This is a genomic window from Enterobacter sp. FB, assembly GCF_000805795.1.
Classification (GTDB): Bacteria; Pseudomonadota; Gammaproteobacteria; order Enterobacterales; family Enterobacteriaceae; genus Enterobacter; species Enterobacter roggenkampii.
Map to the genome: position 1 here is coordinate 114,295 of NZ_JSZC01000014.1, position 24,779 is coordinate 139,073.

Consider the following 24,779-nt stretch of genomic DNA (forward strand, 5'->3'; position numbering starts at 1 on the left):
TTTGGTCATTACGTCAGATTAAGACGGGATTACCACCAGATTTCCATCTGGGCGCCGAAGGACCACTCATCGTTGTCACCACGGCTGTAGGTTGTGGCTTTGGTATCGCTTTTTGCAATGCCGTTGTCATAACCCCATTTCTCATCCCACTTCGCGTAAGTTGCGAAGACACGGATCGCTGGACGGGACCAGATGCTGTTACCGGCCTGCCATTGCTGTGCAAGGGTAATTTTGTACTGGTTGTTGGTATCGTCAGTTTTCTGCGACTTAACGTTGTCGTAGCCAACTTCAAGCAAGGTACTCATGATTGGCGTCCATTTATACATTGGGCGCACACCCACGGTGTACCAGGTCGTACCGTTGTTGTCGTCACGATCGATATCCTGATACATACCGACGTACATCAGATCCCAGCTGTCACCCAGAGAGATCGCACCGTGGTCGAGAATACGAACCAGGGAACCGTTGTTGTTAATCTTGTTATTTACAACACCAATTTCAGCGTCTTTGTCATAGTTGTTGCCGGTGAAGGAACCCTGCGGAATACCTTTGCCCTGAGTGGTCATTGCATCGGTAGCGTACTGGACAACAAACTTGTTGTAGCCTTTCAGCATGCTCTGGGTATGTTCAGCGGTGAACATCCAGCCATCTTTAGATGCGCCGTCAGCGAAGCTGTAACCGTCAGTTTTGTTAGCTCGGCCATAGTCAACACCCAACTCCAGCGTGCCGCCCGGGTTGATTTCCATCTGCGCCAAGCGCACATCGAAGACGTCGTTAGCGGTGTCTTTGAAGTCATGATAGATATCGTTGCTGGTGAAGATGTATGAGCCGCCCGCTTCCTGAGAACGGGTCGCTGCCAGAGACAGTTTACCGAAGCCCAGATCGACGTTTTCGATACCGGCACCAGGACCTGAAATATCCCAGTAGTAGAAGTCGATCATGTGAACGTCATGACGCTGATAGAAGCGCTTACCGGCCCAGATGGTGGAACCTGGCAGCCACTCAATCAGGTTTTTACCCTGCACGTTGGCTTCACGGAACGCCGGGTCGGTAGCTTCCCAGTCGTTCTGTTGCGCCACGGAGTACGCTACGTTGGTGTCGAAGTAGAAGCTCTTGTCGCCTTCTTTCCACACTTCCTGGCCCAGCTTCAGTTCCGCATAGGTTTCACATTCGTTACCCAGACGGTATTTACTTTGGGCACCGGTTGCCTGGAAGCACTGCTGTTCGCCGCCACTACCCGTCCAGCCGATACCGGAACGAGCATAACCATGGAAATCCACGGCCAGTGCCTGAGCAGACATTACGCCCGCTGCGACGGCAACTGCCAGAGGAAGTTTGCGCAGAGTAATCATCATTCTATCTCCTGAGATCATTGCTTTTCTTTGAACACTTCACCTGTCGGTTTCGTGTCTTCTTTTGGGATTGCTTAAACGCCTGGCTCTTTGTGCAACCGACGACATGCGGTGCCATCCTCACGGAACAGATGGCACCGCTCTGGCGGCAAGCCGATAGCGAATGTGGCACCCTCTTCTACCAACACCACGTCATTCTGGCGGTAGACCAGGTTCTGACGGATGGCGGGGATCTGGATATGAATCTGTGTTTCGTGACCAAGCTGTTCGACGACCTGAACCTCACCTTCCAGCGTCACATCGGCAATGTGGCTCGGCAGTAAATGCTCAGGACGAATACCGAGGGACATGTTTGCCCCCACCTGTACGTTAGCGCTGTCGACCGGCAGCCAGACCTGCTGGCGATTTGGCAGCTCCACCTGTACCTGTTCAATGGCTGTCGCGGTCACTTTGACGGGCAGGAAGTTCATCTTTGGCGAGCCAATGAAGCCCGCAACAAAGCGGTCTGCCGGGTAGTGATACAGCTCCAGCGGTTTGCCCACCTGCGCCACGCGGCCGGCATCCAGCACCACGATTTTGTCGGCGAGGGTCATCGCTTCGACCTGATCGTGGGTGACGTAAATCATCGTGCGGCCAAGACGCTTGTGCAGACGGGAGATTTCGATACGCATCTGGACGCGCAGGGCGGCATCCAGGTTGGAAAGCGGTTCATCGAGCAGGAAGACGCGCGGCTCGGCGACCAGGGTACGGCCAATCGCCACACGCTGACGCTGACCGCCGGAAAGCGCTTTCGGCTTACGCTCCAGCAGGTGCGCCAGCTGTAATACTTCCGCCACCTGCGTCACGCGCTGGTTAATCACCTCTTTCTTCGCGCCGGCCAGCTTCAGACCAAAGGACATGTTCTCGGCGACGGAAAGATGGGGATAGAGTGCATAAGACTGGAACACCATGCCTACGCCACGTTCGGCAGGCGGGATGTCATTCATTCGGGTATCACCGATCAGCAGGTCGCCGCTGGTGATGGTTTCAAGACCGGCAATCATACGCAGCAGGGTTGATTTACCGCAGCCTGATGGGCCGACAAATACCACGAATTCACCTTCGTGGATGTCCAGATTGATGTCTTTCGACACCACAACGTCACCCCAGGCTTTCGTTACATTACGCAGCTGTACGCTCGCCATGCCCTTCTCCCTTCGTTACAACCTGTCACCGACAGAAACATTCAAGATAAGGTGACTATGGGGGATCCATTACTTTCACGAATCCTCCACCCCCCGGCTTTTTTATGGGGGAGGAGGCGGGAGGATGAGAGAGCAGGCTCTGCGACCGGCGTGGGCGGGCTGAGGCAAAATTCGTGAAGCCGCCTGCAAAATTCAGTGCGTTTTTATGTGCGCCAGCACTCATAACTTAAATTTATGCAACGAAGATCACACAAACGGGGGGTGGGGCGTAGGGGTTGGGAGGATGGAAAGAGGATGTCAAATAAGGAGACTGAGTCACGTTGAACCACTGAAGTCATACCACGAGACATCACCAAAAAGGATGGCAGATATGAATATCAAGACTGGCGCACGCGTTTTCGCATTGTCCGCCCTTGCAGCAATGATGATTTCCGCACCGGCGCTCGCCAAAATTGAAGAAGGCAAGCTGGTTATCTGGATTAACGGCGACAAGGGCTATAACGGCCTGGCCGAAGTGGGCAAAAAATTCGAGAAAGACACCGGCATCAAAGTGACCGTAGAGCACCCGGATAAACTGGAAGAGAAATTCCCGCAGGTTGCGGCAACCGGCGACGGCCCGGACATCATCTTCTGGGCGCATGACCGTTTTGGCGGTTACGCACAGTCTGGCCTGCTGGCTGAAGTCACCCCGGACAAAGCTTTCCAGGACAAACTGTTCCCGTTCACCTGGGACGCCGTTCGCTATAACGGCAAGCTGATCGCTTATCCTGTCGCGGTTGAAGCCCTGTCTCTGATTTACAACAAAGACCTGGTCCCTAACCCACCGAAAACCTGGGAAGAGATCCCGAAACTGGATAAAGAGCTGAAGGCGAAAGGTAAATCCGCCCTGATGTTCAACCTGCAAGAGCCGTACTTCACCTGGCCGCTGATTGCTGCCGACGGCGGTTACGCGTTCAAGTTTGAAAACGGCAAATACGACGTCAAAGACGTGGGCGTCGACAGCGCAGGTGCGAAAGCGGGTCTGACCTTCCTGGTTGACCTGATCAAGAACAAACACATGAACGCGGATACCGATTACTCCATCGCGGAAGCGGCGTTCAACAAAGGCGAAACCGCGATGACCATCAACGGTCCGTGGGCCTGGACCAACATCGACAAGAGCAAAGTCAACTACGGCGTGACGCTGCTGCCAACCTTCAAAGGCAAGCCGTCTAAACCGTTCGTTGGCGTGCTGAGCGCAGGCATCAACGCCGCCAGCCCGAACAAAGAGCTGGCGAAAGAGTTCCTGGAAAACTACCTGCTGACCGATCAGGGTCTGGATGAAGTGAACAAGGACAAACCGCTGGGTGCCGTCGCGCTGAAATCCTTCCAAGATCAGCTGGCGAAAGACCCACGTATCGCGGCCACCATGGATAACGCCCAGAAAGGCGAAATCATGCCGAACATCCCACAGATGGCCGCATTCTGGTACGCCACCCGTACCGCGGTTATCAACGCTGCTAGCGGTCGTCAGACTGTCGATGCCGCACTGAAAGATGCTCAGGGTCGTATTACTAAATAAGTCTGAAAAACGGCGGGTAGCGCGTGCGCTTACCCGCCCTACGACTACGGCACGATCCGTAGGTCAGGTAAGCGCAGCGCCACCTGACGATAAGATTCCACCGTTGTAGAGGAAGAACCCCATGGATGTCATTAAAAAGAAACGCTGGTGGCAAAGCGACGCGCTGAAATGGTCAGCGATCGGTCTGCTGTGTCTGCTGGTGGGTTACCTTGTTGTTTTAATGTACGTACAAGGGGAATATCTGTTCGCCATCATGACGCTGATTTTGAGCTCTGCTGGCCTGTATATTTTCGCCAACCGTAAAGCCTATGCCTGGCGCTATGTCTACCCGGGCGTGGCCGGGATGGGGCTGTTTGTCCTGTTCCCGTTGATTTGTACCGTCGCCATTGCGTTTACCAACTACAGCAGCACCAACCAGCTTGCGCAGGAACGCGCGCAGCAGGTCCTGCTGGACCGCTCATACCAGGCAGGCAAGACCTTTAACTTCGGCCTGTATCCCGCAGGCAACGAATGGAAGTTAGCGCTTACTGACGAAGCAAGCGGGAAATACTATGTCTCTGACGCCTTCAAATTTGGCGGCGAGCAGAAGCTGGCCTTAAAAGAGGCCCAGGCCCTGCCGGAAGGTGAACGTGCCAACCTGCGCGTCATTACCCAGAACCGTCAGGTGCTGACCCAGCTCACCGCCGTGCTGCCAGACGACAGCAAAGTGATCATGAGCTCGCTGCGCCAGTTCTCCGGCACCCAACCGCTCTATACCCTGGCGGATGACGGCACGCTGACCAACAACCAGAGCGGCGTGAAGTACCGTCCGAATAACGACATTGGTTTCTATCAGTCCATTACTGCCGACGGCAAATGGGGTGATGACAAACTCAGCCCGGGCTATACCGTCACCATCGGCTGGGACAACTTTACCCGCGTATTTACCGACGAAGGCATTCAGAAACCGTTCTTCGCCATCTTCGTCTGGACGGTGGTCTTCTCCATACTGACCGTGATCCTGACCGTGGCCGTGGGCATGGTGCTGGCCTGTCTGGTCCAGTGGGAATCCCTGAAGGGCAAAGCGATCTACCGCGTGCTGCTGATTCTGCCGTATGCCGTACCGTCGTTTATCTCGATTCTGATTTTCAAAGGGCTGTTTAACCAGAGCTTCGGTGAAATCAACATGATGCTGAGCGCGCTGTTTGGCATCAAACCGGCCTGGTTCAGCGACCCGACCACCGCCCGCTCGATGATCATCATCGTGAACACCTGGCTGGGCTATCCATACATGATGATCCTGTGCATGGGGCTGCTGAAGGCCATCCCGGATGACCTGTACGAAGCTTCGGCGATGGACGGCGCGGGTCCGTTCCAGAACTTCTTTAAGATTACGCTGCCGCTGCTCATCAAGCCGCTCACCCCGCTGATGATTGCCAGCTTCGCCTTTAACTTTAACAACTTCGTGCTGATTCAGCTGTTGACCAACGGCGGCCCGGACCGTCTTGGCACCACCACGCCGGCAGGCTATACCGACCTGCTCGTGAGCTACACCTACCGTATCGCCTTCGAAGGCGGCGGCGGTCAGGACTTCGGTCTGGCGGCAGCGATTGCCACCCTGATCTTCCTGCTGGTAGGCGCCCTGGCGATTGTGAACCTGAAAGCCACACGTATGAAATTTGACTAAGGAGGGCACTGAACATGGCTATGGTACAACCCAAATCTCAGAAACTGCGCCTCCTGGCGACGCACTTAGGCCTGCTGATTTTTATCGCGGCGATCATGTTCCCGCTGCTGATGGTTATCGCCATCTCCCTGCGTTCGGGTAACTTCGCCACCGGGAGCCTGATCCCGGACGAAATCTCCTGGGAGCACTGGAAGCTCGCGCTGGGCTTCAGCGTGGAACACGCGGATGGCCGCGTCACGCCGCCGCCGTTCCCGGTGCTGCTGTGGCTGTGGAACTCGGTGAAAATCGCAGGTATTACTGCGATCGGTATCGTGGCGCTGTCCACCACCTGCGCTTACGCCTTTGCCCGCATGCGTTTCCCGGGCAAAGCGACGCTGCTGAAAGGGATGCTGATTTTCCAGATGTTCCCGGCGGTGCTGTCGCTGGTGGCGCTGTATGCCCTGTTTGACCGCCTGGGCCAGTACATTCCGTTTATCGGTCTGAACACCCACGGCGGCGTGATCTTCGCCTACCTTGGCGGTATCGCACTGCATGTGTGGACCATTAAAGGCTATTTCGAAACCATCGACGGCTCGCTGGAAGAAGCGGCTGCGCTGGATGGCGCGACCCCATGGCAGGCGTTCCGCCTGGTGCTGCTGCCGCTGTCGGTGCCGATTCTGGCGGTAGTGTTTATCCTGTCGTTTATCGCTGCGATCACCGAAGTACCGGTTGCCTCACTGTTACTGCGTGATGTGAACAGCTACACCCTGGCCGTAGGGATGCAGCAATACCTCAACCCGCAAAACTACCTGTGGGGCGACTTTGCCGCGGCGGCCGTACTCTCTGCCATCCCGATTACCGTGGTGTTCCTGCTGGCGCAGCGCTGGCTGGTGAACGGCCTGACGGCGGGCGGTGTGAAAGGTTAAGTTTCATTTTGTTATGCCACTGCAACCCTCAACTTTAGACGTATTGTATTGACCCAACTTGTGACTGTTGTTAGGCGGCCTCCGGGCCGCCATTTTTTTTTTTCGCGTTTCAGCCGCTTCGAGTTACACAGCCAGAGGGTGATCACCAGCAGCAGGATCGCCGCCGAGTAGATCAGCACATCGAGCGGGGATTTATGGTCGACGATGATCAGCCGCACAATCGCGGTGATCCCAATGTAGACAAAATAACGCAGCGGGAAGTGAAAGCCGGACTGAAAATACTTCACAATCAGGGCGATAAATTCAAAGTAGAGAAAGTAGACCACCAGGCCTTCCACCAGCGCATATTTGCTGGTTTGTTCAGGGGCGAACAGCACATCCGCCAGATGCACCGTCTCCTTACCCAAAAAGACGACCAGGATCAGGCCAAGGCTCAGCAGACCGAGGTTCAGCACGGTCTGGAGGACAGTTGAGATAAACTCAACGCGCGGGCGAGTCAGGGATGTCATACAGCACCTCATTCTCCAGGGCGAGGTTTCTGTATAACGCAAAAATGTGACGGGGATCTATATTTTTTATTTATGTTTGGCGCATTCGCCCGGTGGCGCTGCGCTTACCGGGCCTACAAAAACCGTAGGCCGGGCAAACGCAGTGCCGCCCGGCGTGAAGCATCAGCGGAAGTTAATGTTCTTATCGCTCGTCATGTCGTACAGCTGGAACTTACGTCCAAGCTGCTGACCGCCGTCACGCGTCAGCGGCGTCCAGCCGATGGCCGCGCGGCTACGGGTTGGACCGGATGAGAACAGATCCAGCGGAATCGACACGTAAACCCCTTTGGTGAAGTCCCCTTCCCCATATTCGTCCGGCGAGACGTTGGTAATGGTGGCGTAGCCGCCCACCACGACGCCGCTGTCGAAGTGTTTGGATATATCCAGCGTGCCGCCCTTATCGCCCGCCAGATACTGGCCGACGCTGGCTTTCACCAGCACGTCAGGCGCGAACGACGGCGTCCAGTAGGCGGTCAGGTGGCCGGTTTTGACGCTGTAGTCGGTGAACTTCATCATGTCCTGGGCGCTGCGCCAGTCACGCTGTTTGACGTAGTTGGCATCAATCCCGAACGCCCAGTTGCTGTCGACAGGACGATAAAGCACTTCTGCCCCCGCGCCGCCGTACATGGTTTCCAGATACCCGCCGTACACCTGGCCGTAGAAGCCGTTGCCGAAGTACTGGAAGTAGTTGGCCTGCAGGTTATTCACGTAGGCATCGTTCTGCACGTACTCACGCACGCGGGTACGCACGCGCGGCAGCGTCGAGTCTTTTGGCGGATTGGTGTAGTTGAACTTGTCGTAGTTGTTGGCGATGTTGCCGAACAGGCTGCCGGTGGTCAGCAGGTGGTCGGTGAGCCACAGATCCGCCGTCGCCATGACGCCCAGCTGATACATGTAGAAGTTTTCCGGCCCGCCGACGGACTGGTTCAGCACCGGATCGATATGGAAATCGAAGCGCGACTTGTCGATATACCAGCCCTGCTCGGTGGTCTCCGGCACGATCGGCTCAACGCGCTTTTGCACCAGCTCGGTTTCATGTCCGAGCGGTTCGCCTTCCAGATGGCGCTTCAGGCTGGCAACGTCCGTTTCCGTCGTCACCTGCGGCAGGTTGAGACGGTTCTCCGTCACGCGGATCGTACGGATCCCGTCCGGGAGATCGTTCATGATGATCCGGTTGGCGCGTTCGATCCCTTCCCGCGAGTCGCGGTATTTCACCTGCTCGCCGGTGACGTACAGCGTATCGCCTTTCACCTGAATTTTTGGATCCGCCAGGCCGGCATTGTATTTCAGCAGCGTCAGCTGGTTTGCCACCACGGAGTGCTGCAGAATCGCATCCTGCGGCTCCGGCTGGTATGCAGGCCGCGCGTTGTCGTTGTAGTGCGGCCGCATGTCGTTGAAGTTGGTGCGCAGCGTAAAGCCAAACATCACCGTATTGCCGCGCTCGTAGCTGAGGTTAACGTCGGCCCAATCGGTGACGCGATAAATGGCGCCGACGTTAAACTTGCTCTTCTGCTCAATCTTCCCGGCGAAGTCCTGCGAGTAGTCATTCCCCTCGTACTCCAGCTTCAGGCGCAGTGGCTGCCAGGGCGTCTGATACTCCACGCCGCCAAACAGCGAGGCCGGGCCGTGGAACATCTGGTCGCCGTTGATGGAGCCCGCTTTCTGATAGCTGTTATCGCGGTAGCAGTATTTATCGCTGTAGGAGCAAAACGGGTTTTTCACGTTGCCGCTGGTGCCGAGATAGCCCCATCCCAGACCGAGCGAGAAGTCGAACGGCCCCCAGGCCTTGCTGGCCACGATGTATTCCGCATCAAACAGGCCGGTACCGCCAATATCTTTGGCGCCCACGGAGACCTGCGGCATCCAGTAGCTCTCTTCCCACAGGCGCAGCTTGACGTCGAAGGCTTTATCTTTGTAGGTCTGATCGCCTGAGAACGCCTCGACGCTGCTGTATTGTTTCGTCCGGACGTCGGTATAGCGCAGCGTGGTTTCAAGCCACGGGAACAGCTGCACCGACGCCGAGTAGTAACGATACTGGTCGTTATCACGGTAGTTAAGGCTAATTTCCCCTTCGCGCGCCATACGCGCGGTGGGCGTTTGCAGTAAACCGACGCCGCCGAAGTCTGACTGAGACGGGCCAATGGGTGCCGGATACGTTTCTGCATGGCAGGCGGCACTCACGCAGAGCGCCAGCATGCTGTAGAGATAGGTTCTTTTCATTATTCCGGTATCCGCTGAATCAGGGAGTGAAGGATATCGGCGTTAAGCCCGTCATACGCCTTCGTCCAGAAATGGTCGGCAAAACCGACAAAAATAATGCTGCCCGGCATGGGTTCGATATGACGTTTATTCCAGTAAGCGACGGGCGCTTTTTGCGTGTGGCCGTCAGGGTAAACCACCCAGGCGTAGCTGTTATCCGCACCGCTCAGCAGACTCTGCTCGTCGAGGTAGCTAGCCACGTCGCGGCCGGGAGTAAAGGGCTTGTTACCCGGGCTGCCGATCAGCCCCATCACGGTCACCGTCGTCGGCTTCGCCGGAAGCCAGAGCGTATAGTCCCCTTCCAGGGTCGGGTTGCCGTTTTCCGTGACGCGCACCTCATCCGGGTCAAGATTGACGTTCTGTCGGCCCGTCACCTTCAGCGCCTGCAGCTGCTGACGGACGCTGTTAATGGCCGCCGCGTCGTCGCCGTCTTCCTGTTCCGCGAGTCCCGTTAGCCTGGCAAGAAGCGCCTTGTGCTGCTGTTCCGCTTCCACGGTCTTCTGCCGTTCAGCGATGACCGCGCCTGGCCACCAGCTGTTGGCAAGCCTTGGCTGTCCGACGAGATCGAGCAGATGTTCGGCGTGGGTTAAGGTTTTAGGTTTTTCACTGTCCGGCGTGTAGACCTTTACCGTTCCCGCGGACCATGCCAGCGGCGCGGCAAAACTGGCGATAAGCGCAGCGTGAATGAGCGTTTTCATGATTTCGCCGCCTTGATCAGGGTGGTTTTGACCGGGAAGAATCCGGCACCGAGATACTGTAAGGACTGGCGGATCTGCCCTTCCTCGTCGATCCAGAAGCGGTTGTGCCAGGTGGCCTGGTCGGTGGTGACCTCTTCATCCAGCACGCGAACCTGCGTTTCGTCGCTGCCGACCTTCACGCTGTCGGTACCGTCCCAGCGGAAGGTCGAGCGTGCCGTGGCGTAACGCACCTGCTTGTGTTCGGTCCAGCCCATCGTGCGCGTCCAGCCCGCGCCGTTGGCGATCTGGTTCGGCTTGATCAGCGGGTCGTCAGCGAGATTATTCACCTCCAGCAGGTTATCGCCGCCCAAGAGGGTTTTCACGATACGACCATGCTGCGTCACGATGGTGGCCTGATCCTGCGTCACCCATTTCTGCTGCCCGTTTTCATCGAAAGCGAGCACCACAAACAGTTGCGGGCCATCGTTAAGCTGCATGTACTGACTGGCATAAGGCATGTTCTGAAGCTCGTCATCGGTCAGATGCACGCCCGGTGTGCCGAACAGGCTTTCCCACAGCGAGTTTCCCAGCCCTTTAGTGGTGGCCGAGCATGCCTGCAGCAGCAGGCAAATCAGAATGATTGCTGGTCGCTTCACGACTCTTCTCCGAAGGGGCGAAATAACCACACCGAAGTGTGGTTATGATTAAAACACCCGCTATTACTGGGTGCTGGTTGTCGTGGTGGTCGTGGTTCCGGTGTTGGAGCCATCACCGCCACCGGTTGCCGCCAGCGCGACACCCACGGCTGAACTTACGGTGCTGGCGCTGGCTGCGGTAGAACTTCCCGCAGACGCAGACGTCGCAGCCGACCCTGCCGCTTCCCCGACCTGAACCGGAGCTGCATAAACAGATGTCGCCGCAAGCGCAGATATGGCAAAAATGCCATACAGTACTTTCTTCATAACAATTTCCCTTCAATGAATGAATGGAGATTTGCCCGAAAAGAATTTCAGGCGGAATCGAGTATACACAACTCATGCCGTGGGTTTGCCGTAAGGGGAAATAGAGGGTGGGTTTTCAGACTAATGGATAAAATCGAAATGAAAGACAAAGAGAAAAAATATTAAATAAATATAAAACAATAACTTATAATATTGATATATTAAGTTCCTTCTGCGTATTTTCTTAAAATAAACCGCAGCAATTAACGGGTTAAACGTCTTTTTCAGATTAAACTCAGAACCAGAATTTGAGTTAACTAACAGACATCAGGAATTATCTGATAAAAAAATGCCGGCATTAAGCCGGCACGTTTTCATGGCGTTTTAATTACGCACGCCATGCTTTATAACGGTTGATCAACCCATTGGTCGAGCTGTCATGGCTGGTAATCGCGTTATCGTCACCCAGCTCTGGCAGAATACGGTTTGCCAGCTGTTTACCCAGCTCAACGCCCCACTGGTCAAAGGTGAAGATGTTCAGGATCGCGCCCTGCGTGAAGATTTTGTGCTCGTACAGGGCAATCAGCGCGCCAAGGCTGAACGGCGTGATTTCGCGCAGCAGGATGGAGTTGGTTGGACGGTTGCCTTCGAACACTTTGAACGGCACCACGTGCTCCAGCGTTGCCGGATCTTTACCCTGGTCGCGGTATTCCTGCTCAACCACCTCGCGGGATTTACCGAACGCCAGCGCTTCGGTCTGGGCGAAGAAGTTGGACAGCAGCTTCGGATGGTGGTCGGACAGCGGATTATGGGTGATAGCCGGGGCGATGAAATCGCACGGTACCATTTTGGTGCCCTGGTGAATCAGCTGATAGAACGCGTGCTGACCGTTAGTGCCCGGCTCGCCCCAGATGATTGGGCCAGTCTGGTAATCCACCGCGTTGCCGTTACGGTCCACGTATTTACCGTTGGATTCCATGTTGCCCTGCTGGAAGTAAGCAGCAAAGCGGTGCATGTACTGGTCATACGGCAGGATCGCTTCGGTTTCAGCGCCAAAGAAGTTGTTGTACCAGATACCGATCAGCGCCAGCAGCACCGGCAGGTTTTTCTCTGGTGCGGTGGTGGAGAAGTGTTTGTCCATCGCATGCGCGCCGGAGAGCAGCTCAACGAAGTTGTCGAAGCCCACGGACAGGATGATAGACAGACCGATTGCAGACCACAGAGAGTAGCGGCCACCGACCCAGTCCCAGAATTCGAACATGTTCGCGGTGTCGATACCGAACTCGCTGACGGCTTTACCGTTGGTGGACAGCGCAGCGAAGTGTTTCGCCACGTGCTTGTTGTCGCCCGCGGTTTTCAGGAACCAGTCGCGCGCGCTGTGGGCGTTGGTCATGGTTTCCTGAGTGGTGAAGGTTTTCGACGCAACCAGGAACAGGGTGGTTTCCGGGTTCACGTTCTTCAGCACTTCGGCGATGTGGGTACCATCGACGTTAGACACAAAGTGCATATTCAGGTGGTTTTTGTACGGGCGCAGCGCTTCGGTCACCATGAACGGACCGAGGTCAGAACCGCCGATACCGATGTTAACCACGTCGGTGATCGGTTTGCCGGTGTAGCCTTTCCAGCTTCCGGAGATGATCGCTTCGGAGAAGGTTTTCATCTTTTCCAGCACCGCGTTCACTTCCGGCATGACGTCTTTGCCGTCAACGATGATTGGGGTATTGCTACGGTTACGCAGGGCTACGTGCAGCACGGCACGGTCTTCGGTGCGGTTGATCTTCTCACCGGAGAACATGGATTTGATGGCGTCCGCCAGCTCGGTCTCTTTCGCCAGATCCTGCAGTTTTGCCAGCGTCTCTTCGGTAATGCGGTTTTTAGAGAAATCCACCAGCATCAGGTCGTCGAAGGTCGCGGAGAACTTGCTGAAACGATCGGCATCTTTCGCGAACAGGTCCGCGATGGTGACGTCTTTCATTTCATCAAAATGTTTCTGGAGTGCCTGCCAGGCAGCGGTCTGCGTTGGGTTGATGTTTTTCATTAGCAATACTCTTCTGATTTGAGAATTGTGACTGCGGTCGATTGTAGCGCCTGCAAATAAAAATTGTGATGGTTTTTATGCCATTGCCCTGGCCTGCATCAAACACAGGTGAAAAGACCCGAAAAGTATAGCTGCTGAAGCGCCCTCCTGGAGCGGAGAAATGTCGGTCAAAATGCCCTAAAACGAAGCATAAAATCTGGCCCTGTTATAAGTCCTGTTTCTCAGGGGTACCCCCCCATAAAAAATCCGCATAATCCCAGCATTGACAGGACCTCCCCCACATTTTATTTATAGGGCCGTATTTTGCGCCTGCACCTGTTTTCGTTTCATTCTTGTGCCATGGTCGCTTATTCATTCCCTGACACGAGGTTGTTATGACGAGTTTTGTGGTCGCCAAGTTTGGCGGCACCAGTGTGGCCGATTACGATGCCATGAACCGCAGCGCCGATGTGGTGCTGGCCGATCCGAATACCCGCCTGGTGGTGCTGTCTGCATCCGCCGGCGTGACGAACCTGCTGGTTTCTCTGTCTGAAGGACTGGAAGCGACAGAACGTTTCGTGAAGCTGGATGCACTGCGCAAAATTCAGTTCGACATCCTTGAGCGTCTGCAGAACCCGAACGTCATCCGCGAGGAAGTGGAACGCCTGCTGGAAAACATCACCACGCTGGCAGAAGCGGCCTCTCTGGCCACCTCCACCGCCCTGACCGATGAGCTGGTCAGCCACGGTGAGCTGATGTCCACCCTGCTGTTTGTGGAAATCATGCGCGAGCGTAACGTTCAGGCGCAGTGGTTTGACGTACGCAAAATCATGCGTACCAGCGACCGCTTTGGCCGCGCCGAGCCGGACGTTGAAGCGCTGGCCGAGCTGACCAATCAGCAGCTGGCCCCGCGCCTGGCAGACGGCATCGTGATCACTCAGGGCTTTATCGGCAGTGAAGCGAAAGGCCGCACGACCACGCTTGGCCGTGGCGGCAGCGACTATACCGCCGCGCTGCTGGGCGAGGCCCTGCATGCTACGCGCGTCGATATCTGGACTGACGTTCCGGGCATTTATACCACCGACCCGCGCGTTGTTTCCGCGGCGAAACGTATTGATGTGATCGCGTTTGAAGAAGCGGCGGAAATGGCCACCTTCGGCGCGAAAGTGCTGCATCCGGCCACGCTGCTGCCTGCCGTACGCAGCGATATCCCGGTCTTCGTCGGCTCGAGTAAAGATCCAAAAGCGGGCGGCACGCTGGTCTGCAAGAAAACGGAAAACCCGCCGCTGTTCCGCGCCCTGGCCCTGCGCCGTCGCCAGACGCTGGTGACGCTCCACAGCCACAATATGCTGCACTCCCGCGGTTTCCTGGCGGAAGTGTTTGGCATTCTGGCACGCCACAATATCTCCGTGGATCTGATCACCACCTCTGAAGTGAGCATTGCGCTGACGCTGGACACCACCGGCTCCACATCAACCGGCGATACCCTGCTGACGCAGTCGCTGCTGATTGAGCTGTCCGAGCTGTGCCGCGTGGAAGTCGAAGAAGACCTGGCGCTGGTTGCTATCATCGGCAACAAGCTGTCCCGCGCCTGCGGCGTGGGCAAAGAGGTGTTTGGCGTGCTCGACCCGTTCAACATCCGCATGATTTGCTACGGTGCGTCCAGCTATAACCTCTGCTTCCTGGTGCCAGCCGATCAGGCTGAGCAGGTGGTGCAGAAACTTCATCAGAATTTGTTTGAATAAACGCAAGAATGGCCCGGGCGTTTTCACCACCGGGCCATTCTTTAGCTTTTCATTACTGTTCTCATCAGCAGCGAATCCAGATCTTTTAAATTTCCTTCTCTGCTGTCGGGTAGTACCGGCGGTACTTCTCCTCTCACCAGCTCATTTTGCAAAAAAGCGTGGAGGAAGGGCCGTTTAGGACCATATTCCGCTTCACCTGCGCGCTGTTTTATTTCCAGCAATGCATCGATTTCCGCACGTAACGGCGCACACAGTTCGCTCCCGGCAAGCAGTTCGTCAAAACGCATCGGTGGAACGCCTTTCCCCGCTTCTACCCACCGCGCCGCCAGCAAAGGTCGCAGAACATAAAAGTACTTTTTCAGCCGAACCGTTTCCCCCTGTAAATATCCACGGAAGTTTTTTCGGGCCATCGAGTAGTAATGCCAGCGGGCACGCAATGGCGAAAACCACGCAGGTATTAGCGCGCGCAACTCGGCCACTACCGTCTCATCCTCCTGATAAACAACAGGGGAATCCAGCCACTCGATAAGCGTCGGGTTTGCCCCCTTCAGCAGGCCCAGTGCCTTGCGCCATTCCCAGCCACAAACGTCCAGTTCATCATCTATCGGCAGCTCGATCACATCCCGCTGGGATTCGACGCGCAGATACCATTCTGGGCGGTGAACGTACAAAAACCGCACATCATAATCACTATCCGGTGAGGCAAATCCCCATCCCCGGCTGCCCGATTCACAGGCGTAGAGCACGCGCACGTTATAGCGCTGCTCTATATCGCGAAGTTGCGCGCAGACACGTGCGCGCATCGCGCTATCAACATCGTTGTTGCTCATTTTTTTATCCTTTTACACACACTACCTGACGCAGGGTGTGAACGATCTCCACCAGCGACGATTGCGCGGCCATCACGGCATCAATGTCTTTATAGGCCATCGGCGTTTCATCGATCACCTCATTGTCTTTGCGACACTCTACGTGAGAGGTCGCCTGAATATGGTCGCTAAGGGTATAGCGTTTTTTTGCCGCCGTTCGACTCATCACTCGCCCGGCGCCGTGGCTGCAGGAACAAAAGCTTTGCTCGTTGCCGAGGCCACGCACGATGAAGCTCTTCGCGCCCATTGAGCCCGGAATAATCCCCATCTGCCCTTTCTGCGCCGACACCGCACCTTTGCGCGTGATCAGTACCTCTTCCCCAAAGTGATGCTCTTTCTGCACATAGTTGTGATGGCAGTTAACCGCCTCTTGCTGCGTAATAAAGGGCTTTGTCACTTCGCCAGAGAGCGCCGCCAGCACGCGCGACATCATCACTTCCCGATTGTGGCGGGCAAAATCCTGCGCCCACTCCACCGCCTCGATGTAGTCCTCATAGTGACGACTCCCCTCCTGAAAATAGGCCAGATTTTTATCCGGCAGATGTCCCAGGTGATGCTGCATATCCTGCTGTGCCAGGGCGATAAACACATTACCGATGGCGTTTCCTACGCCGCGCGAGCCGCTGTGCAACATCACCCAGACGCGCTGCTGCTCATCGAGGCAAATTTCAATAAAGTGGTTTCCGGTACCCAGCGTGCCCAGATGCTGGTAGTTGTTGGTTTTCAGCAACTGCGGGTATTTATCCGTGAGTTGTTTAAAACGTGGGGCCAGCACCCACCAGCGATCGTCCACTTCTTTCGGTGGCGTTTCCCACGCGCCTTTATCCCGTCGAGAACGCGTATTGGTTCTCCCATGCGGTACTGCCTGTTCAATGGCGCTACGTAAACCGCTGAGATTATCCGGCAAATCACCGGCCACCAGCGACGTGCGAACGGCAATCATCCCGCAGCCAATATCCACGCCAACCGCCGCAGGAATAATTGCCCCTTTGGTCGGGATCACGCTGCCAATGGTTGAGCCTTTACCGAGATGAACGTCGGGCATCACCGCAAGGTGTTTGAAAATAAACGGCATCTTTGCAGTATTCAGTAACTGCGCCTGTGCCTCTGGCTCCACGGGAACGCCGTGAGTCCACATTTTGATCGGGGCGCCGTTTGACGCCGTCAGTAATTCAAAATCATTCTGTTGCATTGCGTTATCCTTTCAGGTTAACAAGGCCGTGTAATACCTGGTCCAGGCCACCAAATACTGAAATTTTGTCGATACGCTCCGCGACCCTTTCCAGGGTTTCCAGCTCTTTTAAACGCAGCGCCACCGGGTTGTTCTCCATCACCTTTGCGGTGTTTAACAGCGATCGTGTCGCCGCCGTTTCTTCACGTCGGCGTATAACATTCGCCTGGGCCGATTTTTCGGCCTCTACCAGACGGGATAAAATCGTTTTCATATCACCAGGTAAAACAATATCTTTTACCCCAAGCGACGCAATTTCCATTCCAAAGGATGACAGGCGGCCTTGCACCTGTTTGCTGACCACCTCGTCAATGATCTGCTTATCTTCCAGTAACTCATCGAGCGTGCGGGTGCCGACCGCCTCACGCAGTGCGAACTGGAGTTCGCGGTACAAATGTTCCAGCGGTTTCGTAAGCTGTCCGCAGGCCTGCAGCACGTCGCTGTAGCGCCAGTTAGCCGCCAGGTTCAGGCGCAGGTTAACTTTGTCCTTCGTCAGGATCTCCTGCCCGCTCACTTCCACCACCTGAAGGCGCGTATCCACGACCTCTGCCTCAACCAGATGGTTAATTTTCCAGTAGGCCGTCAGTCCCGGCGGTAACAGTGCCTGAATTTCTCCGTCGATTTTCACCACCCCGACGTGCCAGGCAGGTACCTGTACGACCAGCATCGCGTCGCGCCCCTTTAGCGCGCCATTGCGACGCGGTTGCAGAGCAGCATTCATCACGTCCACCGGCACCCGCACGTCGCGGGTATCGATTCTTTGCAGGGTCAATGCCGCATCCTGCTGCCAGTACAGACGACGAGTCGAAGGCGGCACAATTTCCTGCAATACGCCGTTGTTCGATAACACCCCGATTTCATCCGCAGTAAGGTCTACCGCAAGGCAGTAACGTACCACCCAGTCAGGCTGAAAGCGGCGCAGATAATCCGCCAGCGCACCCGGTACCTCGCTGCCATCCTGGCTCACCACCAGCACGTCGTCAGTATTGAACCAACCCAGACGGTGTTCACCCGCCTCCAGTACCCGGTAATAATCGCCAGCTTTTGCTACCAGTCCTAACTGACCTTTTTTTATCGTGATTTTTTTAGCCATTTTATATTCCTTAAAGTCAGGCGCGGGTGCAGGCACGAAATCACAGGGGAATGCCTTTTCGCCTGCGATCCGGCGCCATTACCGGCGACCTTCATTGGGATTGCTGACTGCGCAATCCCCGTTTTTACTTTGATGTTTACAACCAGTTTTCATTGGGAGAATGAATCGGGAATCGAACCCTTCTGTCTGTCATTGGTTGACGGAACGCCCCCGGAAAACAGCCTTGCCGTTCCTGGTGCGCCGACGGGGCCTTAACCCCCAGTGTGCTCAACGTCGTGACGTTATCTTTATTGCCAGAAGCGTGCCAAAAACAAAAATCGCCGTTTTATTTTTTTATTTTATTGATAATTAATGATTTTTATTTATCACGCTTTTCATGCATTGCCGTTCGGCTCAACATTTCTTATCCTGCTATATCGACAATTATCTTTATGGATAAATATGAAGAAGCGGAAGGTGGTGATCGGGGTGCTTGGCACCGTGATGGATAAACGGGGAAAGCGGGCTAATCGCTTTCGCAAATGGCGACCGACCGTCGGGCTGTGCCAACAGCCGGATTTCCCGGTCGACAGGCTGGAGCTGCTACATCAACCGCGAGATCTCGGCATGGCTCAGCAACTGGCGGAAGATATTGTGCTGGTTTCCCCCCACACCGAGGTGCGTCCCAGCACGGTAACCATTGAAGACCCGTGGGATTTCGAAGAGGTTTATGCCGCGTTTCTCGATTTCGCCACCCAGTACACGTTTGATACCGATCGCGAAGAGTATTTCATCCACATCACCACCGGCACGCATGTGGCGCAGATCTGCTGGTTCCTGCTGACGGAAGCCCGCTATCTTCCCGCCAGCCTTTTGCAGACTGGCCCTGCCAGAAAAGAAGCCTCTGCTGAGGAGACTGCAGCCGGAACTTACTCAATTATCGACCTGGATTTAAGCCGCTACACGACCCTTACCAACCGTTTTCAGCGCGAGCAGCAGCAGTCAATCTCATTTCTGAAAGCGGGCATTGAGACGCGAAACGCCACCTTTAACAGTCTGATCGACAAGATTGAACGCGTGGCGCTACGTTCTACAGCCCCGATCCTGCTGACCGGCCCCACCGGCGCGGGCAAGTCGTTCCTCGCGAACCGCATTTATCAGCTTAAGCAGTCACGCCATCAGGTTTCCGGCAAACTGGTTTCCGTCAACTGCGCGACCCTGCGCGGTGATAACGCCATGTCCACGCTGTTCGGCCATGTGAAAGGAGCCTTTACCGGCGCACTGTCGGCGCGCAGCGGCCTGCTGCGTGAAGCCGATGGCGGCGTCCTTTTCCTCGACGAGATTGCCGAACTAGGCCTGGATGAACAGGCGATGCTGCTCAAAGCCATTGAAGAGAAAACTTTTTTCCCGTTTGGCTCCGATAAAGAAGTTCACAGCGATTTTCAACTTATCGCCGGAACCCACCGTGATATGCGCCAGTGGGTGGCAGAAGGACGTTTTCGTGAAGATCTCTATGCCCGTATTAATATGTGGAGCTTTGCCTTACCCGGCCTTGCCCAACGGAAAGAAGACATCACGCCGAATGTTGACTACGAACTTCAACGTTTCTCTCGCGAAAGCCAGACGCAAATCCGCTTCGATAAAGAGGCACGCGAAGGCTATCTGGCCTTTGCCTGTTCCAGCAGAGCGCTGTGGCGGGGCAACTTTCGCGAACTGAGCGCCAGCGTCGCACGCATGGCGACGCTGGCGGAACGAGGGCGTATTACTCAGGATCTGGTGCTGGAGGAGATCTCACGTCTTCAGACCGACTGGCAAACTGACGTGACGCAGCCTGCAACTGACATGGCGATTGACCTCTTTGACCAGCGGCAACTTGAAACGGTGCTGGAGGTATGTCGCCGCAGCGCATCGTTGTCTGAAGCCGGACGTGAGCTGTTTGCCGTTTCACGGCTCAAAAAAGCCAATCCTAACGACGCCGACCGACTGCGCAAATATCTGGCTCGCTTTAGTCTGAGCTGGGAAAGCATCCGGTCATAATTCATTTGAATATTACTTCCTTACGCGATAAACAATAACTATAGCCGGGCTCGATCCCGGCTTTTTATAACAAATACACGCAACATTCATCGCAAGGAAATCATTATGTTATCCGCTATTACGCGGCTGTTCCCGTTATGGGCGCTGCTGCTCTCCGTACTCGCGTATTACACGCCCACCACGTTCACCGGTATTGGTCCGTGGGTCGCCACGCTGCTGATGCTGATCATGTTCGGTATGGGTGTGCATCTGAAAGTCGACGACTTCAAACGCGTGCTGTCTCGCCCTGCGCCCGTCGCGGCAGGAATATTCCTCCACTACCTGGTGATGCCGCTTGCAGCGTGGCTGCTGGCGATGGTCTTTAAGATGCCGCCCGACCTCTCCGCCGGGATGGTGCTGGTGGGCAGCGTCGCCAGCGGCACTGCATCCAACGTCATGATCTATCTGGCGAAAGGCGACGTGGCGCTCTCCGTCACTATCTCGTCCGTCTCCACGCTGGTTGGCGTGATTGCCACGCCACTGTTAACCCGCCTGTACGTGGATGCGCATATTCAGGTGGACGTGATGGGGATGCTGCTGAGCATTCTGCAGATTGTAGTAATCCCGATTGCGCTGGGACTGGTCATTCAACACCTGTTCCCGCGCGTGGTGAAGGCTGTTGAGCCGTACCTGCCCGCGTTTTCGATGGTCTGTATTCTGGCGATCATCAGCGCCGTGGTGGCGGGTTCCGCCTCGCACATTGCTTCCGTAGGCTTTGTGGTGATCGTCGCGGTGGTGCTGCATAACACCATTGGCCTGCTGGGCGGCTACTGGGGCGGGAAACTGTTTGGCTTCGACGAATCGACCTGCCGCACGCTGGCAATCGAGGTAGGGATGCAGAACTCCGGCCTGGCGGCGGCGCTCGGCAAAATCTACTTCTCGCCGCTGGCGGCCCTGCCGGGTGCGCTGTTCTCCGTCTGGCACAACCTCTCCGGCTCGCTGCTGGCGGGCTACTGGTCCGGCAAACCGATTGAGGAACAAACGAAAAAAGATGCGGTGAAACAGGGTTAATTGACTCAGCTTGCTTTACACTGAAGCCTCTCTCTCAGGAGGCTTCAGCAATGGCGACACCACGTTTGACCCAGAAAGACATGACGGAAGCCGAGCAGCGCGAACTGAAAACGCTTCTCGACCGCGCCCGCATCGCGCATGGCCGTACGCTGACCAACGCCGAAACCAATCAGGTGAAAAAAGAGTACATCGACAAACTGATGGCGCAGCGTGACGCCGAGGCGAAAAAAGCCCGCAAGCTGAAAAAGCAGCAGGCTTACAAGCCGGATACTGAAACGACCTTTTCCTGGTCGGCCAATACCTCTACCCGTGGAAGGCGCTAGCTAGCGCCCTTTCTTTTTACGGCCAGGCTGGGTAAATCGCTTCCCGTTACCCGGTTTGCCGCGTCCTTTCTCTTCCGCCTGCGGCGCCTTCACGACCGGACGTTTAATCGCCTGGGTTTTCGGTTTTGCTTTGGCCTTCGGCTTCGCTTCGGACGAGGAGTTCTCGATAAGCTTGAACAGCTCGATCAGTTCGTCGTCCGTTAAGTCGCGCCATTCGCCCAGCGGAATGCCGGACAGGCTGACGTTCATGATGCGCGTGCGCTCCAGCTTCGTCACTTCATAACCGAAGTACTCGCACATGCGGCGGATCTGGCGGTTTAAGCCCTGCACCAGGGTAATGCGGAACGCGAACGGCGCTTCTTTCTTCACCTTACACTTTTTCGTGACGGTACCGAGGATCGGCACACCGGCGCCCATGCCGCGAATAAAGTCGTCCGTGACCGGCTTATTCACCGTCACAATGTACTCTTTTTCGTGATCGTTACCTGCACGCAGGATCTTGTTGACCAGATCGCCGTGGTTGGTGAGGAAAATCAGCCCCTGAGAGTCTTTATCCAGACGGCCAATCGGGAAGATACGGCTGCTGTGGTTCACGAAATCAACGATGTTGTCCCGCTCACCGTCTTCCGTGGTGCTGACAATCCCAACCGGTTTGTTCAACGCGATAAACACCAGGTCTTCAGCATCACGCGGTTCGATGAGCTGACCATTCACTTTAACCACGTCGCCAGGCATCACCTGGTCACCAATCGTGGCGCGCTTGCCGTTGAGGAACACATTACCTTGTTCAATGTAACGGTCCGCCTCGCGACGTGAGCAGATCCCGCTCTCGCTAATGTATTTGTTTAATCGGGTTGATTGAGTTGGCAGCATAGTTTCTCCTGTGAAGGGCGAAATATACCTTAGGTATGGACTGGAAAAAAAGATTAGCCGACGGTAACTGAGACGGGTTTTTTAGTTTGCGAGACGCTTTCAGGATTTTGCATCCTGTCATTTACCCATGTGTTCAAGCCTTTTAGTTTTACTCTCCATGGAGAAGTGTTTGTAGTTTATAAATCACAGGGAGTAATATGAAGGAGATTGTTCAGACAGAATCCTTCCGACGCTGGGAGCAAAACTTAAAAGATCGACGAGCGAAGACCATTATCGCTTCCCGCCTCTTTCGGTTGGCAAATGGCTTAGCGGGCGACGTTAAACCCGTGGGAGAAGGTATAAGTGAGCTAAGGATCCACTTTGGTCCGGGCTACAGGATCTATTTTAAAGACCAGGGCAATTACATCATCGTGCTGTTATGTGGTGGTGACAAAAGCAGCCAGGCCAGAGACATACTGATGGCAAAAATGCTGAGCAATGTATCCCAATGGCAGGAGTGAATGAGCATGCATAAATTAACACCTTACGATCCCGCCAACGCGTTGGTGGATGACGAGGAAATCGCCGTGTTTATCGCTGATGCACTAGAAACAGGCGACTCGACATATATCGCTAAAGCCCTTGGTGTTGTCGCGCGAGCCAAAGGCATGTCGAACATTTCACAGCAAACCGGTTTATCACGTGAGCAGCTTTATCGGTCATTCAGTGATAAAGGAAACCCAACGCTCAAAACCACGCTCGCGGTCATGAAAGCATTGGGTTTTGGGCTAACGCTCAAACACGCCGGGGATTAATACTCATCCCGCTGGTCATCTTCATCCGGCTGTTCCATCACGCTGTAGGCCACCGCACAGAACAACGAGTTGAGGCGCTTCATATCACCCAGCAGCCCCAGGTGGAGTGAGCTGGTCTCGATACTCTGCACGTTCTGCTGATGCAGGCGCTCAACGTGGGCGTGCGAGTAGCGGCGGTTAAGAATGCGGAAGCGATGCTTGTTGCGGCGCAGGCGGCGCGCGCTCGGCACGTCGCTGGAGAAGAAGACCAGCATCGCCAGCTTGAGGTTGCTGACCAGCTGTTCGTGCAGCGCTTCAAGCTCTTTTAAGCCTTCAACGGAGAACGCCCGGCGGGCGGCCAGCGACTTATCGGCAATCTCGCTGCCCATGCGCTCAACGATATCGGAGGCCTGCTCAAGGTTGAGCGACATCTCAATGATTTCCGCCCAGCGGCGGGACTCCTCCTCCGCCAGCTCGTCCTGCGGCATGCGGGCCAGGTAAAGCTTAATGGCGGTATAGAGCACGTTGATATCGTCCGCCAGTCTGCGCAGCTCTTTCTCCTCTCGCGGCTCGCCGTGCATCACCTTTTGCAGCCCTTCGAGCATGGTTTCCATGGCGTCGCCCATGCGGAGCGTCTCGCGCGCGGCATTCGCCAGCGCCAGCGCCGGGGTGTCCAGCGCGGAGGTATCCAGATGCTTTGGCTTCAGGCGGGCGTCCAGCTCCGGTTCGTCCTGAATGAGTCGCTCGCAGAAGCGGGCCATCGACCCGGCAAAAGGGACCATCGCCAGACAGCGCACCAGGTTGTAGAACACGTGGAAGTAGATCACCAGCTCCGCCTTCGGCAGCGGGAGGTTATCCATCAGGTTCGCCAGCGGATGAATAAAGGGCAGAATAATCAGGCTGCCCACCAGCTTAAACAGCAGGCTGCCGAGCGCCACGCGGCGGGCGGCGGCGTTGGCGGCGCTGTTATTGAGCATCGCCAGCAGGCCAGAGCCGAGGTTGGCACCGATCACCAGGCACAGCGCCACCGGGAAGGAGATCGCCCCGGCGGCGGTGAGCGTGGCCGTCAGCAGCACGGCGGCCAGGCTGGAGTAGCTGACGATGGCAAACACCGCGCCAATCAGCGCGTCCAGCATGATGTCCCCGGTCAGGGAGGCGAAGATGACCTGCACGCCGTTGGCCTCGGTAATCGGGGTGACCGCCTGCACAATCAGCTCCAGCGCCAGCAGAATCAGCCCCAGGCCAATCCCCACGCGACCAAGCTGCCCGGCCCGCGTCTGTTTGCGGCCGAGGAAGAAGATAACGCCGACAAAAATCAGCAGCGGCGACAGCCAGGAGAGATCGAAGGTCAGGATACGCGCCATCAGCGCGGTACCCACATCAGCCCCCAGCACAATCACCAGCGCCGGGGCCAGCGCCACCAGATCCTGCGCCACAAAGGAGGTGACAAGCAGGGTTGTGGCGTTGCTGCTCTGAACGAGTGCCGTTACGCCAATGCCTGCGCAGAAGGCGAGCGGCTTCTTCTCAACGCTGCTGCTGAGAACGGTACGTAAACGGGCGCCAAATACGCGCATCACGCCGGTACGGACGATATGGGTGCCCCATACGAGCAGTGCGACTGCAGAGAGCAGATGTAACAGGGTCAGCACGGATGGTTTTCCTCCTTATCTTTATCGGTTTTCCTGAGGTTCCCTGC

The 24,779-nt window shown here is 55.8% G+C and carries 22 protein-coding genes; 9 read left to right on the forward strand and 13 right to left on the reverse strand.

The window, feature by feature from the left end:
- Positions 1–29: 29 nt before the first annotated feature.
- Positions 30–1,355 carry a maltoporin gene (locus tag PI91_RS20330; RefSeq protein ID WP_008500081.1) on the reverse strand — a complete coding sequence of 442 codons (1,326 nt, stop codon included), beginning with the start codon at positions 1,353–1,355 and terminating at the stop codon, positions 30–32.
- 71 nt (positions 1,356–1,426) lie between these two features.
- Entirely contained in the window at positions 1,427–2,536 is a 1,110-nt protein-coding gene (gene malK / locus PI91_RS20335) for a maltose/maltodextrin ABC transporter ATP-binding protein MalK (RefSeq protein ID WP_008500080.1), read from the reverse strand.
- Positions 2,537–2,906: 370 nt separating this feature from the next.
- On the opposite strand from malK, the gene malE reads away from it, so the two are divergent.
- The 3 genes from malE to malG all read left to right on the forward strand — a co-directional run bounded on the left by malE (position 2,907) and on the right by malG (position 6,668).
- A complete protein-coding gene (gene malE, locus PI91_RS20340) occupies positions 2,907–4,097 on the forward strand; it encodes a maltose/maltodextrin ABC transporter substrate-binding protein MalE (protein WP_008500079.1) in 1,191 nt (396 codons plus the stop codon).
- Between the two features lie 121 nt (positions 4,098–4,218).
- Positions 4,219–5,763 (forward strand): maltose ABC transporter permease MalF, encoded by a 1,545-nt coding sequence (gene malF / locus PI91_RS20345; protein WP_039266990.1) that lies wholly within the window; start codon positions 4,219–4,221, stop codon positions 5,761–5,763.
- Positions 5,764–5,777: 14 nt separating this feature from the next.
- A complete protein-coding gene (gene malG / locus PI91_RS20350; RefSeq protein WP_008500077.1) occupies positions 5,778–6,668 on the forward strand; it encodes a maltose ABC transporter permease MalG in 891 nt (296 codons plus the stop codon).
- An 11-nt stretch (positions 6,669–6,679) separates the two neighbouring features.
- Here the strand turns inward: malG and psiE are convergent, their stop codons facing one another.
- From psiE to pgi, 6 genes are all read right to left on the reverse strand, one after another.
- Positions 6,680–7,177, reverse strand: a complete 498-nt coding sequence (gene psiE / locus PI91_RS20355; protein WP_232764464.1) for a phosphate-starvation-inducible protein PsiE — start codon at positions 7,175–7,177, stop codon at positions 6,680–6,682.
- Positions 7,178–7,339: 162 nt separating this feature from the next.
- Positions 7,340–9,436, reverse strand: coding sequence for a YjbH domain-containing protein (locus PI91_RS20360; RefSeq protein ID WP_023345255.1), 2,097 nt, complete (start codon positions 9,434–9,436; stop codon positions 7,340–7,342).
- The gene (locus tag PI91_RS20365) at positions 9,436–10,173 is read right to left on the reverse strand and encodes a capsule biosynthesis GfcC D2 domain-containing protein (RefSeq protein ID WP_023345254.1); all 738 of its coding nucleotides are present in this window, start codon (positions 10,171–10,173) and stop codon (positions 9,436–9,438) included. The genes PI91_RS20360 and PI91_RS20365 overlap by 1 nt, the downstream gene beginning before the upstream one ends.
- Positions 10,170–10,808: a YjbF family lipoprotein gene (locus tag PI91_RS20370; protein WP_023345253.1), complete on the reverse strand. Its 639-nt coding sequence runs from the start codon at positions 10,806–10,808 to the stop codon at positions 10,170–10,172. The genes PI91_RS20365 and PI91_RS20370 overlap by 4 nt, the downstream gene beginning before the upstream one ends.
- Positions 10,809–10,871: 63 nt before the next feature.
- Entirely contained in the window at positions 10,872–11,114 is a 243-nt protein-coding gene (yjbE, locus tag PI91_RS20375) for an exopolysaccharide production protein YjbE (protein ID WP_008503423.1), read from the reverse strand.
- A 367-nt stretch (positions 11,115–11,481) separates the two neighbouring features.
- Positions 11,482–13,131 carry a glucose-6-phosphate isomerase gene (gene pgi / locus PI91_RS20380; RefSeq protein WP_039266992.1) on the reverse strand — a complete coding sequence of 550 codons (1,650 nt, stop codon included), beginning with the start codon at positions 13,129–13,131 and terminating at the stop codon, positions 11,482–11,484.
- A 374-nt stretch (positions 13,132–13,505) separates the two neighbouring features.
- Here pgi and lysC point away from each other — a divergent pair, with 374 nt between their 5' ends.
- A complete protein-coding gene (lysC, locus tag PI91_RS20385) occupies positions 13,506–14,855 on the forward strand; it encodes a lysine-sensitive aspartokinase 3 (RefSeq protein ID WP_008503421.1) in 1,350 nt (449 codons plus the stop codon).
- Between the two features lie 41 nt (positions 14,856–14,896).
- On the opposite strand, the gene PI91_RS20390 is transcribed toward lysC, so the two are convergent.
- From PI91_RS20390 to PI91_RS20400, 3 genes are read right to left on the reverse strand one after another with little or no spacing between them, the layout of a single operon-like run.
- Positions 14,897–15,685 (reverse strand): nucleotidyltransferase domain-containing protein, encoded by a 789-nt coding sequence (locus PI91_RS20390; RefSeq protein WP_039266993.1) that lies wholly within the window; start codon positions 15,683–15,685, stop codon positions 14,897–14,899.
- Between the two features lie 4 nt (positions 15,686–15,689).
- Complete coding sequence (locus PI91_RS20395) at positions 15,690–16,916, reverse strand: RtcB family protein (RefSeq protein ID WP_039266994.1); 1,227 nt, start codon at positions 16,914–16,916, stop codon at positions 15,690–15,692.
- A gap of 4 nt (positions 16,917–16,920) precedes the next feature.
- Entirely contained in the window at positions 16,921–18,048 is a 1,128-nt protein-coding gene (locus PI91_RS20400) for a slipin family protein (RefSeq protein ID WP_023618733.1), read from the reverse strand.
- A gap of 441 nt (positions 18,049–18,489) precedes the next feature.
- Between PI91_RS20400 and rtcR the strand changes: the two genes are divergently transcribed.
- The 3 genes from rtcR to PI91_RS20415 all read left to right on the forward strand — a co-directional run bounded on the left by rtcR (position 18,490) and on the right by PI91_RS20415 (position 21,437).
- Positions 18,490–20,064 carry an RNA repair transcriptional activator RtcR gene (gene rtcR, locus PI91_RS20405; protein ID WP_039266995.1) on the forward strand — a complete coding sequence of 525 codons (1,575 nt, stop codon included), beginning with the start codon at positions 18,490–18,492 and terminating at the stop codon, positions 20,062–20,064.
- Positions 20,065–20,169: 105 nt separating this feature from the next.
- Complete coding sequence (gene panS / locus PI91_RS20410) at positions 20,170–21,114, forward strand: ketopantoate/pantoate/pantothenate transporter PanS (RefSeq protein ID WP_039266996.1); 945 nt, start codon at positions 20,170–20,172, stop codon at positions 21,112–21,114.
- 50 nt (positions 21,115–21,164) lie between these two features.
- Positions 21,165–21,437, forward strand: coding sequence for a DUF3811 domain-containing protein (locus tag PI91_RS20415; RefSeq protein WP_014830263.1), 273 nt, complete (start codon positions 21,165–21,167; stop codon positions 21,435–21,437).
- Here PI91_RS20415 and rluF read toward each other — a convergent pair whose 3' ends face one another.
- The gene (gene rluF / locus PI91_RS20420; RefSeq protein ID WP_008503414.1) at positions 21,438–22,310 is read right to left on the reverse strand and encodes a 23S rRNA pseudouridine(2604) synthase RluF; all 873 of its coding nucleotides are present in this window, start codon (positions 22,308–22,310) and stop codon (positions 21,438–21,440) included.
- A 197-nt stretch (positions 22,311–22,507) separates the two neighbouring features.
- Between rluF and PI91_RS20425 the strand changes: the two genes are divergently transcribed.
- Positions 22,508–22,810 (forward strand): type II toxin-antitoxin system RelE/ParE family toxin, encoded by a 303-nt coding sequence (locus tag PI91_RS20425; protein ID WP_023293553.1) that lies wholly within the window; start codon positions 22,508–22,510, stop codon positions 22,808–22,810.
- Between the two features lie 6 nt (positions 22,811–22,816).
- On the forward strand, positions 22,817–23,104 hold the full coding sequence (locus tag PI91_RS20430) for an addiction module antidote protein (RefSeq protein WP_021242718.1): 288 nt from the start codon (positions 22,817–22,819) through the stop codon (positions 23,102–23,104).
- Here PI91_RS20430 and PI91_RS20435 read toward each other — a convergent pair.
- The gene (locus tag PI91_RS20435) at positions 23,101–24,732 is read right to left on the reverse strand and encodes a Na/Pi cotransporter family protein (RefSeq protein ID WP_008503411.1); all 1,632 of its coding nucleotides are present in this window, start codon (positions 24,730–24,732) and stop codon (positions 23,101–23,103) included. The genes PI91_RS20430 and PI91_RS20435 overlap by 4 nt on opposite strands.
- Positions 24,733–24,779 lie beyond the last annotated feature (47 nt).